This is a genomic window from Variovorax sp. RA8 (genome assembly GCF_901827175.1).
GTDB lineage: Bacteria > Pseudomonadota > Gammaproteobacteria > Burkholderiales > Burkholderiaceae_C > Variovorax.
In genome coordinates, this window is the sequence record NZ_LR594662.1 from 3377548 (window position 1) to 3391317 (window position 13770).

Here is a 13770-nt window from a genome sequence, read left to right on the forward strand (position 1 = left end):
ACACCTTTTTCAGCGCTGGCATGCGTTCGCTGCGTTGGCCTGCATCGCGGTGACGCTGCGCGCAATGGCGTCGGCAAGCTGTGCCGTCGCGCGTTGCGCGCCGAGGGCCAGAGCGTCGATGCCGCCGCCGACCGGTTCCGACACGAAGAGCTGGCAGGCGACGGCGGGACTCTCGTCGGTACGGCGCACAGTCCAGCTGAAGCCGGCGTCGACGCGGCTGCTCTCCACCGCATCGAGCTGCCGCAGCTGCACCGCAATACGCGTGACCGGCTGGCCGCGCGGACGCCCGCTCTTGGTCGCATCGACGGCGCCCAGGCGCTGCGCAATGCCACTGGCCAGCGCGTCGCGCAACTCGTTCTCGAACGAGGAGGACCAGCGGTGCTGCTCCAGGATATCGACCTCCGGCCCCGCGCCCGCCTCCTTCTGCCGCACCACCAGCTGCGGGCGCGCGAAGCGCTCGGGCATGGCAATGGGCGCCAGCTCGATGAAGCCCGCAGTGCCGCCGGTGGACGCGGGCCGCCCCGTCTCTGCATCGGGATCGGCCAGGCTGTAGTACCGGGGCGCGGGGCTGGCGCAGGCGGCCAGCATCGCGGCGGCGACCCATGCCAGGCCGCGTGCTCGGATCGTGTTCATTTCTTCTTGTCCTCCGGCTTGCCGCGCAGCAGCGACTCGGGATGGCGTTCGAGGTAGTCGGTCAGCACGCGCAGCGAGCCCGCCGCGCGCGTCACCTCCTGCAGCGTCTGGCGCATGTCCTGCTGCAGGGGCGAATCGTCGGCCAGAGTCTTCTCCGCGCTGTTGAGCGTCTTGCGTACGTCCTTCATCGCGGCGGCCATCTCCGGGCTCACGTCGTTCTTCAGGCTCGCAACCAGCTGCTCGGCGCCGAGCAGGGTCTTGTCCAGCGTGGCCAGCGTCTTGCGCAGGTCGCGGCCGATCTCCTCGAAGGGGACCTTGTTGAGCTTGCGCGCAATGTCGCCCACCTGCGCCTGGATCTCGTCCAGGCTGTTGGCCACGGTGGGCAGCTCGATCGGGTTCTGGTTGATGTCGACCTTGGCCGGCGGCGCCTTGGGGAAGAAGTCGAGCGCCACGTAGACCTGCCCGGTCAGCAGGTTGCCGGTGCGCAGCTGGGCGCGCAGGCCCTTGTCGATCAGGAACTTCAGGCGTTCGGCCTGCGTGTAGCGCGGTTCCTGCGATCCCGGGCTCTGGCGGCGCAGCCGGTCCGGATAGACCTGGACCAGCACCGGCATCTTGAACTCGCGCACCTGCGGATCGAACTCGACGCCGATGGACTTGACCTCGCCGATCTCCACGCCACGGAAGTCCACCACCGCGCCCGGCGACAGCCCGCGCAGCGACTGGTTGAAGTGCATCAGCAGGGGCTGCGAAGGCCCGTCCGGCTCCTTCATGGCGGCGGCCTCGTCCTCGGCCAGCGCAAACGTCGTGTTCTCCTGCGCGACCGGGCCCTGCGCATCGTCGGGCGCCTGGAAGGCGATGCCGCCGAGCACGATGGTGGCCAGCGACTGGGTGCGCAGCTTCACGCCGTTGGCGCCGAGCTGCACGTCGAGCCCACTCGCATGCCAGAAGCGCGTGTTGGCGCCGACGAACTTGTCGTAGGGCGTGTTGATGAACACGCGCAGCGTGACGCCGCGGCCATCGCCGTCGAGCTCGTAGGCCGCGAGCTGGCCGACCTTGATGCGCCTGAAGTACACCGGCGAGCCGATGTCCAGCGAGCCGACGTCGCGCGCGCGCAGCAGGAACTGCTTGCCCGAGGCGTCGCGCGTGACGATGGGCGGCGTCTCCAGCCCGGTGAATTCGCTGGCCGTCTCCTCGGAAGCGCCCGCATCGGCGCCGATGTAGGCGCCCGAGAGCAAGGTGCCCAGGCCGGAGATGCCCGAGGTGTCGAGGCGCGGGCGCACCACCCAGAAGCGCGTGTCCTGCGCGGTGAAGCTCTTCGCTTCCTTGTTCAGCTGGACCGTCACGCGCACGTTCGAGCGGTCGCTGGCCAGGCGGATGGTTTGCACGGTACCGATCTGCACGTTCTTGTACCGGACGGCCGTCTTGTTGGCCTCCAGTCCCTCGGCGGTCTTGAAGGTCAGCACCACCTCGGGCCCGCGCTCCGTGAGGATGCGCGCCACCAGCGCGATGCCGACCAGCGCAGCGACGATGGGGATCAGCCAGATCAGCGAGGGCAGCCAGTTGCGGCGCCTGACGACGACCGGGGTGGGCAGGGGCCTCGTCCCGTCCTGCGGGTCGGTCATACCACTTGTTCCTTGCTAGCCATTCGGGGTTCGGGCTCCTTGTCTTCCATCACGTCCTTGGTGTCCCAGGTCAGCCGCGGATCGAAGCTCAGCGAGGCCATCATGGTCAGCACCACCACCGCGCCGAAGGCCGCGATGCCGACGCCGGCCGAGATCTCGGCAAAGCCCTGGATGCGCACCAGGCCAGCCAGCAGCGACACCACGAAGACGTCGAGCATGGACCAGCGGCCGATGACCTCCAGCGCCTGGTAGAGCCTGGCACGCTCCGGCCGTCGCCAGTCGCTGTGCCGCTGGGCCAGCACCGCCAGCAGGATCAACGCCGTGAGCTTGAAGAGCGGCACCAGGAAGCTGGCGACGAAGATGATCGCCGCCAGGCCGTACGCACCCGAGACCCAGAAGTAGATCACGCCGGACAGGATGGTGTCGTATTGCGTGCCCAGGAGGCTCTTGGTGATCATCACCGGCAGCAGGTTGGCCGGCACGTACATGATGCAGGCCGCGATCAGGAAGGCCCAGGTGCGCTGGATGCTCTGGGGCTTGCGCCTGTGCAGGTGCGTGGCGCAGCGCGCACAGCGCTCACCCTGCGCAGCATCGCGCCAGACGGTGCCGCAGTGGGGACATGCCAGCAGGCCGAGCTCGGCGGCGGTCTGGGTGGTCACGGCTTCTGCCCCGGCCGAGGTTCGACCGCCATTTCCCAGAAGGTGCGCGGATTGAACGACAGCACCGAGGTGAGCAGCACCGTCAGGCCCATGAAGGCCCACAGCGCCGGGCCCGCCACCACCTGCGCCAGGCTCGAGAGCTTGACGATGGCGACCAGCACGCCCAGCAGGAACACCTCGACCATGCCCCATGGCCGCACCACCTGCAGAATCCGAACCAGCACGCCGAAGCCGGCCGGCTGCCGCTCGCGGGCCATCGGCACGAGCAGGTAGAACAGGATGCACAGCTGCGCCAATGGGAACAGGATGGTGGTGGCCAGCACCAGCAGCGCCACCAGCGACATGCCTTCGGTACTGAGCGCAACCACGGCACCGGCCAGGGTGGTCTGGCTGTGCAGGCCCTTCACCTGGATCTCGACGATCGGGAACAGGTTCGCGATCGCGAACAGGATCAGGCTGGCCACCGTGAGCGGCAGCACGCGCGCGGCCTGGTCGCCGGCATGCCGGTCGAGCTCGGTGCCGCAGCGGCCGCAACGGGCGACCTGCCGCCGGCGAAGGGGTTTGCGCTCGTACACCGCATCGCAGCCTTCGCAAATGATGGCTTCGGGAACTTCCTTCATGGTTGGGAATGGCGCGGGCCGGCGGCCCGCTGCGGCTTATTGTCGGCGAGGCGCGCGGCCAGGTAGTCGAGCAGCGCGCGGATGCGCGCCGGCAGCCGCCCGGCCTTGCCCAGGTAGACGGCGTGGACCGGCACTGTGTCGCGCGGGTTGAACTCCTCCATCACCGGCACCAGCCGGCCGGCGTCGATGTCGGGCTGGATGTGATAGAGCGAAAGCCGCCCCAGGCCCACGCCCTCCAGCACCAGCCGGCGCAGCGTCTCGCCGTCGCCGGCGCGCACCGTGCCCATCACCGGCATCTCGAGCGGGCGTCCGTCGACCAGCAGCGGCCAGTCGGCCACGTGGCGCCGGTAGGTGGAGCCGATGCGGTTGTGCGCCTCCAGTTCCTCGGGGGTGCGCGGCGTGCCGTAGCGCTCCAGGTAGCCGGGCGAGGCGACGATCGCCTGTGCGGTGTCGAACAGATGGCGCGCCACCAGGTCGGAGGGCGGCAGCGGGCCCCAGCGGATCGCGATGTCGGTGCGTTCGTCCATCAGGTCGACCACGCGATCTGTCAGCACGATGTCGAGCGTGACCTGCGGGTGCAGTTCCAGGAAGCGCGGCACCAGCGGCAGCAGCACGCAGTGGCCGAAGGCGTAGCTGGCGTTGATGCGCACCCGCCCGCGCGGCGCGGCACCGGCGGCGGCGCAGCGCTCGGCCTCGTCCATGTCCGCCAGCACGCGCACGCTGCGCTCGTAGAAGTTCTGTCCCTCGGGCGTGAGCTGCAGCTTGCGGGTGGAGCGATGCACCAGCTGCGTCGCCAGCCGCGCCTCGAGCCGTGCCACCAGCTTGCTGACCGCCGAGGGCGTCATGCCCAGCACCCGCGCGCCGGCCGAGAAGCTGCCGCGGTCGACCACCTGCACGAAGGCTTCCATTTCGCCGGAGCGGTTGACGTCGATCCGCGCCATGTGTGAATTCAACTCACAGTTCTGTGTCCGAACGGCATTCTAGTCATCCAGCGGGGATGCCCGCACAGTACTGGGCATCATGCCCATCGCCCTCCTCGCCCTCACCGCCGGTGCCTTCGGCATCGGCACCACCGAGTTCGTCATCATGGGCCTGCTGCTGCAAGTCTCGGCGGATCTTCATGTCTCCATCGCGGCCGCCGGCCTGCTGATCTCGGGCTATGCGCTCGGGGTCGCGGTCGGCGCGCCGCTGCTCACCATCGCCACCCGGCGCGTCTCGCGCAAGACCGTGCTGCTGGCGCTGATGGCGATCTTCACGTTCGGCAACATCGCCTGCGCGCTGGCACCCAGCTACGAGACGCTGATGGCCGCGCGGGTGATCACCTCGCTGGCGCACGGCACCTTCTTCGGCGTCGGCTCGGTGGTGGCTACCGGCCTGGTGGCGCCCGAGAAGCGCGCCTCGGCGATCGCCATCATGTTCACCGGCCTCACGGCTGCCACCATGCTCGGCGTGCCGGCCGGCGCCTGGCTGGGCCTGCACTTCGGCTGGCGCTCGACCTTCTGGGCGGTGGCGCTGATCGGCGTGCTCGCCCTGGCGGTGCTCGCGCTCTTCGTGCCGCGCGACCGCAGCGCGGACGCGCAAGCCCCGGCGCCGCTGCGCGAGGAACTCGCGGTGCTGGCCCGGCCGCAGGTGCTGCTCGGCCTTGCCATGACGGTGCTGGGCTATGCCGGCGTGTTCGTGGTCTTCACCTACATCCAGCCGCTGCTGACGCGCATAGCCGGCCTGTCCGAATCCGCGGTCTCGCCGCTGCTGCTGCTCTTCGGCGGCGGGCTCGCGCTCGGCAACATCCTGGGCGGCAAGCTGGCCGACCGGGCGCTGATGCCGGCCGTGCTGGGCACGCTGGCGGCGCTGGCCCTGGTATTGGCGGTGATGCAGCCGGCGCTGCAGACCGGCGTGACCGCGGCCGTCTTCGTCGGCCTTCTGGGCATCGCGGCCTTCGCGACGGTCGCGCCGCTGCAGCTGCGCGTGCTCGAGAAGGCGGCCGGGGCCGGCCAGAACCTCGCCTCCAGCCTCAACATCGCTGCCTTCAACCTCGGCAATGCGCTGGGTGCCTGGGTCGGCGGCGCGGTGATCGACCGCGGCCCGGGCCTGGGCGCGCTGGGCTGGGTGGCGGCGCTGCTCACGCTGGCAGGCCTGGCCATCGCGCTGTGGAGCCGCGGGCTCGACCGGCGCGATCCGGCGCCGGCGGACTGCGCGCCGGCACGCACCTGAAACCCCCTTCCTCAACCAAACCCAAACCAAGACCAAGGACTTCTCATGGAACATCGCTTGCTCGGCAGCTCCGGCTTCAAGGTGCCCGCCCTCGGCTTCGGCGCCGGCACCTTCGGCGGCCAGGGGCCGCTCTTCAGCGCCTGGGGCAACACCGACGTGGACGGGGCGCGCCGCCTCATCGACATCTGCCTCGACGCCGGCGTCAATCTCTTCGACAGTGCCGACGTGTATTCGAACGGTGCCTCGGAATCCATCCTCGGCGCCGCCGTCAAGGGGCGGCGCGACAAGGTGATCCTCTCGACCAAGATGGCCCTGCGTGCGGGCGACGGGCCGAACGATGTCGGCGCCTCGCGCCACCACCTGGTCGCGGCGACCGATGCCGCGCTCGCGCGCCTGGGCACCGACTACATCGACCTCCTGCAGCTGCATGCCTTCGATGCGATGACGCCCGTCGACCAGGTGCTGCGCACGCTCGACGACCTGGTGCGCGCGGGCAAGGTGCGCTACATCGGCGTGTCGAACTTCTCGGGCTGGCAGCTGATGAAATCGCTGGCCGCTTCCGACCGGCTGGGCCTGTCGCGCTATGTCGCCAACCAGACCTACTACTCGCTGATCGGCCGCGATTACGAATGGGAGCTGATGCCGCTGGGCATCGACCAGGGCGTGGGCGCGATCGTCTGGAGCCCGCTGGGCTGGGGCCGCCTCACGGGCAGGATCCGGCGCGGCCAGCCGCTGCCGGCCGGCAGCCGGCTGCACGACACCGCGGGCTTCGCGCCGCCGGTCGAGGAGGAGCGGCTCTACCGTGTGATCGATGCCATGGACCAGGTGGCCGAGGAGACCGGCAGGACCCTGCCGCAGATCGCGCTCAACTGGCTGCTGCAGCGCCCCACCGTGGCCAGCGTGCTGATCGGCGCGCGCGACGAGGAACAGCTCAGGCAGAACCTCGGCGCGCTCGGCTGGCAGCTCACCCCGGAACAGGTCGCGCGCCTCGATGCGGCCAGCGCCGTGACACCGCCCTACCCTTACTACCCGTACTGGAATGGGCAGTTCGCCGAGCGCAGCCCGGTCCCGGTCTGAGGGCTGGGCGGCTGCCCGTGCGCCCAGCCGCGTGAACGCGTCAAGGCGTTAAGGATTCGATAAGGCGGGGCACGCATCATGGCGGCCGCCCCGCATGAACACGAACGCCGAATCTCGATCAGTCCTCCGCCACCGAAGCCCGGCGCGAGCCAGGGGACAATGACTGAACGTCTCGCCCGGACCAAGACAATCCCGACCCATGCGCATCCTTCTCGCGGAAGACGACGCCTTGCTCGGCGAAGGGCTTCGCGCCGGCCTCCAGCAGCTCGGCTTCCGGGTCGACTGGGTGCGCGACGGCCTGGCCGCAGAACACGCGCTGCGGGCCAATCCCTATGCAGCTTCCGTCCTCGACCTGAGCCTGCCCGCGAAGGACGGGCTGGCGGTGCTCGCCGCCGTCCGCAACGCCCAGGTCAAGCTGCCCGTGCTGGTGCTGACGGCCCGTGATGCGGTGCACGATCGCGTCCGCGGCCTGGATGCGGGCGCGGACGACTACGTGGTCAAGCCGGTGGACATGCTCGAGCTGGCGGCACGCCTGCGGGCGCTGGTGCGGCGCTCGCACGGCCAGCCGCAGGATTGCCTGGTTGCGCAGGATGTTCTGCTGGACCCCGCCGCACGCGCGGTCCGCAAGGCCGGCGAGCCGGTGGTGCTCTCCACGCGGGAGTTCGACCTGCTGCACACGCTGATGCTGCATGCCGGCCGCGTCCTGTCGCGCGAGCAACTGGAGCAGCACCTCTACAGCTGGGGCCAGGAAGTGGAGAGCAACGCCATCGAGGTCCATGTCCACCGGTTGCGGCGCAAGCTGGGCAATGCGCTGATCCAGACCGTGCGCGGCGTGGGCTACGTGCTGATGCGGGCCGCCGCCTCACCGTGATCCGGGCCGCCTACTCGCTGCAGGGCCGACTGGCATGGCTGCTGCTGGGCCTGCTGGTCGCGGTCTGGGGTGGCATCGCCGCCATCACCTGGTTCGACGCACGCCACAAGGTCGAGGAAATCCTCGACAGCCACCTGGCCCAGGCCGCGGCCCTGGTCCTCGCCCATCAGCGCGGGGCCGCGCGCGGTCTCCCGGTCGACGCACCCGCGCTGCACCGCTACGCCTACAAGACCGCGATCCAGGTGTTCCACGACGAACGCCTGGTGCTGCGCTCCGCCAACGCGCCGCGCGCGCCGCTGGTGGAGGGCCGCATCAGCGGCACGCCAGGCTTCAGGACCGTCCGGCTCGAGGGCCGCGAGTGGCGCGTGTTCTCGGTCGATGACCCCAAGGCCGGGTTGCAGGTCCATGTGGGCGAAGAAGGGAAATCCCGCGACGCGATCCTGTGGGCGGTTCTGCGGAGCACCCTGTGGCCCTTGTTCGCTGCCCTGCCGGTGCTGGTGCTGGCCGTGTGGTGGGCGGTGCACCGGGGGCTGCGCCCGATGCGCCGGCTCGGCCGCGCGCTGCTCGAGCGCAGGCCGGACGTGCTCGACCGCGTGCAGCTCGACGATGCGCCTTTCGAGATGGTGCCCATGATCGATGCGCTCAACGCCATGTTCCACCGCATCGAGTTCCTGCTCGAATCCGAGCGGCGCTTCACCGCCGATGCGGCCCACGAGCTGCGCACGCCCATCGCGGCGATCCGCGCGCACGCACAGGTCGCGATGCACGAGGCCGACGGCGAGCGCCGCTCCCGTTCGCTGCAAGGCACCATCGACGGCTGCGACCGCGCCACCCGCCTCGTGGAGCAGTTGTTGACCCTGGCCCGCCTGGAAGCCGATGCCATGCCGGAAGAAAAGGACGTGGACCTCGGCGCCCTCGCCCGCGGCGTGCTGGCCGACATCGCGCCGCGGGCGATCGCCAAGCACCAGTCCCTGGAATTGAACAACGGCCCGGCCTGTATCGTCCGCGGCGACGAGACGCTGCTGACGGTGCTGATCCGCAACCTTGTCGACAATGCCGTGCGCTACAGTCCGCCCTCGGCCCGCATCGCGGTGCGCGTCGCATGCGGCGCGTCGGGCGTGCGGCTCAGCGTGGAAGATGGCGGCCCCGGCCTGGACGACTCGGACATGTGGCGGCTGGGCGCGCGCTTCTTCAGGGCGCTCGGCAACTCCGAAAGCGGCAGTGGCCTGGGTCTGTCGATCGCGCGCCGCATCGCCGCAGTCCATCGCATGGCAATAGACATCGGCCGCTCCCCGCAGCTGGGGGGACTCGCGGTCCATGTCCGCTGCCTGCCTCCTTCACGCCCCTGAACCATGACCGACGCAACCGACACGACCGACGCGACCGCCGCCCCCCGGATCCCCTTCAAGCTGACTCTGCTCAACGCGCAGCGCCGCCACATCCTTTGCATGAAGTGGGGCACCAAGTACGGCCCCGAGTACGTCAACCGCCTGTATGCCATGGTGCGCCGCCATCTGCTCAGCGGCTTCCGCTTCACCTGCCTGACGGACGACCCGCGTGGCATCCGGTCCGAGGTGGAGTGCCAGCCCATCCCCGCGCTCGACCTGCCCGAGGGCATTCCCGAGCGCGGCTGGAACAAGCTGGCCGCCTTCTCCGCGGATCTGTACGGCCTGCGCGGCACGGCGCTCTTTCTCGACCTGGACGTGGTGATCGTCGGCGGACTCGATCCATTCTTCGACCATCCGGGCAAGTTCCTCATCATCCGCGACTACAAGCGCAAGCACCGCCTGACGGGCAATTCCTCGGTCTACCGCTTCGAGATCGGCGCGCATGCGGATGTGCTCGAGTATTTCCGCAACAACTTCGCCGAGGTGCGCGCGGCGTTCCGCAACGAGCAGGCCTACCTCTCCGACTTTCTGCACCGCCAGGGCAAGCTCGAATACTGGCCGGCGCCCTGGTGCCCGAGCTTCAAGTACCGCAGCATCCCGGCATGGCCGACCAACTACTGGCGCGCGCCCTTCGTCCCGCCCGAGGCACGCATCGTGATCTTCCATGGCGAGTGCAACCCGCCGGACGCGCTCGCGGGCCAGCGCAACCGGGCCTTGCGCTTCATCCGTTCAGCAGGTTGGGTGGCGGAGCACTGGCGGGAGTGAGCCGCGCTTTTGTGCCGTCTCCGGCCGAGAGCTGGTCGACCAGGCGATCGACGGCACGCTCGGCCTGCGCCAGCGACTGCGCCAGCCGCTCCCCGCCGAACTCGTCGTACTCGACCGCGATCTCGTGCACGTCGTCGATGCCGATGTAGCCGAACACTGAGCGCACGCTGGCTTCCGTGTGGTTGAGATGCGCGATGCGCTGGCCCTTGCCGTAGCCGAAGTCGCCGCGCGAGCTCAGCAGCACCAGGCGCTTGCCCGTGTCCAGCATCGGCCAGTACGGCACCTCGCCGCGCGCGCGGTCGAAGCCGAAGCTGCGGCCCACGCGCACGATGTTGTCGATGTAGGCCTTGAACTGCGCCGGGACGCCGAAGTTGTACATGGGCAGGCCCACCACGATCAGGTCCGCGGCGATGAGCCGGTCCAGCAGGCCATCGCTCTCGGCCAGCGCCTCCTGCATCCACGACTCGCGCGCGGCCGGCGGCGTAAAGGCGGCGTGGACCCATGCGCCGGACACCGGCGAGGGCGGATGGCTGCCCACGTCGAGATAGTCGACGCGATCCTCGGCACGTGCGGCACGCCAGCGCTCGACGAAGCGCGCGGACAGGCGGCGTGTATGGGAACCATGGGCATCGACGTCCGAGCGGCCCGGCCGGGCGCTGGCGTCGATGTGCAGAAGCGTGTTCATGAAGATGGCCTTCCTTGGAATCAATGGATGAGAATGGCTCGTGTGTCGTACCTTTGCGGGACACCCAGGCCTGGCCCGAATCTAGGCTCACGCCGGGCTCATCACAAACGACGATTTCTTCCTCATGAGTGAGACCATTTCATCCATCAGGCCGGCCCGCCGCCTGCCGCCGCTGTCCTCGTTGCGGGCCTTCGAAGCCGCTGCCGCACATGCCAGCTTCCAGCGCGCTGCGGCCGAGCTCTCGGTCACACCCACCGCCATCAGCCACCAGGTGCGCGGCCTCGAGAGCACGCTGGGCCAGCCGCTGTTCCGGCGCATGACGCGTCAGCTGGTGCTGACGCCCGCGGGCCTGCGCCTGTTCCACGCGTTGCGCGAAGGTTTCGACACGCTGGAGGCCGGCGTGCAGGCCTTGCGCATGCGCATCGAAGGCGAGACGGTCACGCTCACGGCCAACACAGCCTTCGTCGCGAAATGGGTGCTGCCGCGGATCGCGGCTTTTCGCCTGGCCTGCCCCGGCATCGAGCTGCGGCTGCATGCAAGCGACACGCTCGTCGATCTTGCGCGCGGCGATGCGGATCTCGCGATCCGCTCCGGCCAGGGCGACTGGCCCGGCCTCGCGACGGCCGAGCTGATGCCCGAGCGCTATGCGCCGCTGTGCAGCCCGCGACTGGGGCTGAAGCGCGCCCGGGATCTGGCGCAGCACCGCCTGATCCACAGCGATTGGCAGCCCCACGCGAGCGCGCCCGCGCAATGGCCGCGCTGGTTCGCGGAAGCAGGCCTCGCGATGCCGGCGAGGCCTCGTTCGAAGGCGTCCGCCGGCCTCTCGTTCTCGGACGAGACCCACGCGATGCTCGCCGCACTGGCAGGCCACGGCGTGGCGCTCTTGAGCCTCACGCTCGCGGCCGAGGAACTGCGCAGCGGTGCGCTGGTGCAACCCTTCGGTCCCGCGCTCGACACCGGCCGCTATTTCCTGGCCACCGCCAAGGGCCGGGAACGCGAGCCCGCGATCCGCGCCGTGTGGGCGTGGATCGCGGCGCAGGCCGGCAAGGACTGAGGCGGCCCAGGGCTCAGACCGAGACCAGCGTCTCGAACCCGCCCCAGAACATGCGCTTGCCGTCGAAGGGCAAGGTCTTCGGGTCCATCATGTCGGCCAGGCGCGGATCGCTCATCACCTTGGCGTTGACCTCGTCGCGGTGCGCGCGCGACTCGAACACGATGTACGAGAAGACCACCAGTTCGTCGTCCTTCAGGTTCACGCTCTGAGGGAAGGACGTGAGCTCGCCGGGTTTCACGTCGTCGGCCACGCACTCGCGGTACTCGACGGCGCCGTGCTCGCGCCAGATCTTGCCGGCCTTCGTGGCCATCTCGCGGTACTGCTCGATATTGCGCTTGGGGACCGGAAGAACATATCCATCGACGTAAGCCATGCGGATCTCCTAGGATTGTGGGGTGCCTTCAAGCGTAGTGCGCCTCGGCGCGATCGCAAGTGCCGGCACGATGTCGAAGGATGCCCGGCGCGCCCTGGACATGTCCCCCCCGGAGGTGGACAAGCTTGTGGAAAAGTACCGGAGCAACTTCGCGAAGCCTTGTCCCACGGGGCCTCCCGCCAGATTGCCTGCTGAAGAAGCAGTGGGTTACAACTAAATGCAACAGATACAACGAAGGGCCTATTTTTCGCGGAGCCAGGACTCGGCGCAGGCTTCGAACAGCGGGATGTTCTGGTTGATCTCGTCGTGCAGGAACCGGCGCGCGCCTTCGCGCACATGACCGTCGAGGGCGATCCAGGCCTCCCACAGGCGGCTGTCCGGCGGCGGCGGCGTCGCCTCCCACACGAGCGCGACGATGGGCAAGGTTTCCGCCGGCGGCAGGTCCGACCAGATGATCCCGAGCTTCGACAGCACGCCGGGATGCTCGCCGAGCTCGATGCCGGTACGGACCTGGCCGTCCTCTTCCACGATGACGGGGCTGAGGCCGCCTGAGAGCAAGACGCTCAAGAGCTCGGCGGGCGTGGCCTGCCGGACCCATTCGTCGGCACGCCGCGCCAGTTGGGCGCCGAGATCGGCCTTGGTGAGGTGCTGATGCACCGGTCCGTAGTTGCGCCGCGGGGCGTCGGGCATGGCATAGGCATGGTTCAACATCCGGCCAGTTTCACCAAAGCAGGTGAACTGTCTGCCAGCGGCGGCCTACGCGCCTGCCCTCCAATGTCCGACTCCGATTCCGACTCCGGGCGCCCAACGCGCCGCGCGCGACGGACGAGCGCTCAGCCGCCTCGCAGCTGGGCGCGCAACTGCGCGCCGATCTCGGGCCGCTCGAGGAAGGGATCGGCCGGGTTGGCGACGGAGACGATGTTCTCCATGCGGCTCCTGACGTTGCCCAGTGCCTTGGGGTGGCTGAAGACGTAGAACTGGTTGGCGCTGATCGCCTCGAAGACCTTGTGTGCCACCTCCGCGGCGGTGATCTTGCCGCTGCTCACCGCCTTGTTGCTCATGGCCTGGCCGATCAGCTGGCTGCGGGTGGGCTTGTCGGCGGGCAGCCCGCCCGGCCGGTTGCGCTCGCTGCTGGTGATGCCGGTGGGCACGAAGTACGGGCACAGCAGGCTCGCGCCCACCTGGTCGGTGATGAGCTTCAGGTCCTGGTAGAGGGTTTCGGTGAGGCTCACCACCGCGGCCTTGGCGGTGTTGTAGATGCCCATGTTGGGCGGCGTCAGCAGGCCCGCCATGCTGGCGGTGTTGACGATGTGGCCGCGCCAGGACGGGTCGGCAGCAGCCGCCTCGAGCATCATCGGCGTGAACAGGCGCACGCCGTGGATCACGCCCCAGAGGTCGACGCCGAGCACCCATTCCCAGTCGGCGACAGTGTTCTCCCACACCAGCCCGCCGGCACCCACGCCGGCGTTGTTGAAGACGAAATGCGGCGCGCCGAAGCGCTCCTTCACGTCTCTTGCAAGCTGTTCCATCTGCGCGGCGTTGGCCACGTCGACCTTGCGCGCCATGACCTGGGCGCCGGCCGCCTCCATCTCGGCGCGGGCCTTGTCCAGCGCGTCCTGCTGCACGTCGACCAGCACGAGGTTCATGCCGCGCGCCGCGCCGATGCGCGCGCATTCGAGGCCGAAGCCGGAGCCGGCGCCGGTGAGGACGGCGGTGGTGCCTTGGAAGTCTTGAATCATTGGGGGTCCTGGTTTGAAGTCGCAGAAGAAGACATTTCAAAATTCTGGCTGTCCTCCCGCGACTTCTGCGTAA

General features: G+C 69.3%; 15 protein-coding genes. 6 read left to right on the plus strand and 9 right to left on the minus strand.

The window, feature by feature from the left end; all coding sequences use genetic code 11:
• Positions 1-9 precede the first annotated feature (9 nt).
• The 5 genes from E5P3_RS15780 to E5P3_RS15800 are packed head-to-tail and all read right to left on the minus strand — an operon-like array spanning position 10 to position 4475.
• The gene (locus E5P3_RS15780) at positions 10-633 is read right to left on the minus strand and encodes a PqiC family protein (protein ID WP_162586833.1); all 624 of its coding nucleotides are present in this window, start codon (positions 631-633) and stop codon (positions 10-12) included.
• Entirely contained in the window at positions 630-2255 is a 1626-nt protein-coding gene (locus tag E5P3_RS15785; protein ID WP_162586834.1) for a PqiB family protein, read from the minus strand. Before E5P3_RS15785 ends, E5P3_RS15780 begins: the two co-directional genes overlap by 4 nt.
• Complete coding sequence (locus tag E5P3_RS15790) at positions 2252-2914, minus strand: paraquat-inducible protein A (protein ID WP_232073152.1); 663 nt, start codon at positions 2912-2914, stop codon at positions 2252-2254. Before E5P3_RS15790 ends, E5P3_RS15785 begins: the two co-directional genes overlap by 4 nt.
• The gene (locus E5P3_RS15795; RefSeq protein WP_162586835.1) at positions 2911-3534 is read right to left on the minus strand and encodes a paraquat-inducible protein A; all 624 of its coding nucleotides are present in this window, start codon (positions 3532-3534) and stop codon (positions 2911-2913) included. Before E5P3_RS15795 ends, E5P3_RS15790 begins: the two co-directional genes overlap by 4 nt.
• On the minus strand, positions 3531-4475 hold the full coding sequence (locus tag E5P3_RS15800) for a LysR family transcriptional regulator (protein ID WP_162586836.1): 945 nt from the start codon (positions 4473-4475) through the stop codon (positions 3531-3533). The genes E5P3_RS15795 and E5P3_RS15800 overlap by 4 nt, the downstream gene beginning before the upstream one ends.
• Positions 4476-4554: 79 nt before the next feature.
• Between E5P3_RS15800 and E5P3_RS15805 the strand changes: the two genes are divergently transcribed.
• The 5 genes from E5P3_RS15805 (at position 4555) to E5P3_RS15825 (ending at position 9846) form a co-directional block, all read left to right on the plus strand.
• Positions 4555-5745, plus strand: coding sequence for an MFS transporter (locus E5P3_RS15805; RefSeq protein WP_162586837.1), 1191 nt, complete (start codon positions 4555-4557; stop codon positions 5743-5745).
• Positions 5746-5790: 45 nt separating this feature from the next.
• Positions 5791-6822, plus strand: a complete 1032-nt coding sequence (locus tag E5P3_RS15810) for an aldo/keto reductase (protein WP_162586838.1) — start codon at positions 5791-5793, stop codon at positions 6820-6822.
• Between the two features lie 199 nt (positions 6823-7021).
• The gene (locus E5P3_RS15815) at positions 7022-7693 is read left to right on the plus strand and encodes a winged helix-turn-helix domain-containing protein (protein WP_162586839.1); all 672 of its coding nucleotides are present in this window, start codon (positions 7022-7024) and stop codon (positions 7691-7693) included.
• Positions 7690-9042 carry an ATP-binding protein gene (locus E5P3_RS15820; RefSeq protein ID WP_162586840.1) on the plus strand — a complete coding sequence of 451 codons (1353 nt, stop codon included), beginning with the start codon at positions 7690-7692 and terminating at the stop codon, positions 9040-9042. Before E5P3_RS15815 ends, E5P3_RS15820 begins: the two co-directional genes overlap by 4 nt.
• 99 nt (positions 9043-9141) lie before the next feature.
• Positions 9142-9846, plus strand: a complete 705-nt coding sequence (locus E5P3_RS15825) for a glycosyltransferase (protein WP_162589707.1) — start codon at positions 9142-9144, stop codon at positions 9844-9846.
• Here the strand turns inward: E5P3_RS15825 and E5P3_RS15830 are convergent.
• On the minus strand, positions 9803-10531 hold the full coding sequence (locus E5P3_RS15830) for an FMN-dependent NADH-azoreductase (protein WP_162586841.1): 729 nt from the start codon (positions 10529-10531) through the stop codon (positions 9803-9805). The two genes, E5P3_RS15825 and E5P3_RS15830, sit on opposite strands and share 44 nt — an antisense overlap.
• Positions 10532-10655: 124 nt before the next feature.
• Between E5P3_RS15830 and E5P3_RS15835 the strand changes: the two genes are divergently transcribed.
• Complete coding sequence (locus E5P3_RS15835; RefSeq protein WP_162586842.1) at positions 10656-11585, plus strand: LysR substrate-binding domain-containing protein; 930 nt, start codon at positions 10656-10658, stop codon at positions 11583-11585.
• 13 nt (positions 11586-11598) lie between these two features.
• Here the strand turns inward: E5P3_RS15835 and E5P3_RS15840 are convergent, their stop codons facing one another.
• The 3 genes from E5P3_RS15840 to E5P3_RS15850 form a co-directional block, all read right to left on the minus strand.
• Positions 11599-11958 (minus strand): DUF1428 domain-containing protein, encoded by a 360-nt coding sequence (locus tag E5P3_RS15840; protein ID WP_162586843.1) that lies wholly within the window; start codon positions 11956-11958, stop codon positions 11599-11601.
• Between the two features lie 240 nt (positions 11959-12198).
• Positions 12199-12648 (minus strand): hypothetical protein, encoded by a 450-nt coding sequence (locus tag E5P3_RS15845; RefSeq protein ID WP_162586844.1) that lies wholly within the window; start codon positions 12646-12648, stop codon positions 12199-12201.
• A 143-nt stretch (positions 12649-12791) separates the two neighbouring features.
• Positions 12792-13697 (minus strand): SDR family oxidoreductase, encoded by a 906-nt coding sequence (locus E5P3_RS15850; protein ID WP_162586845.1) that lies wholly within the window; start codon positions 13695-13697, stop codon positions 12792-12794.
• Positions 13698-13770: the final 73 nt, after the last annotated feature.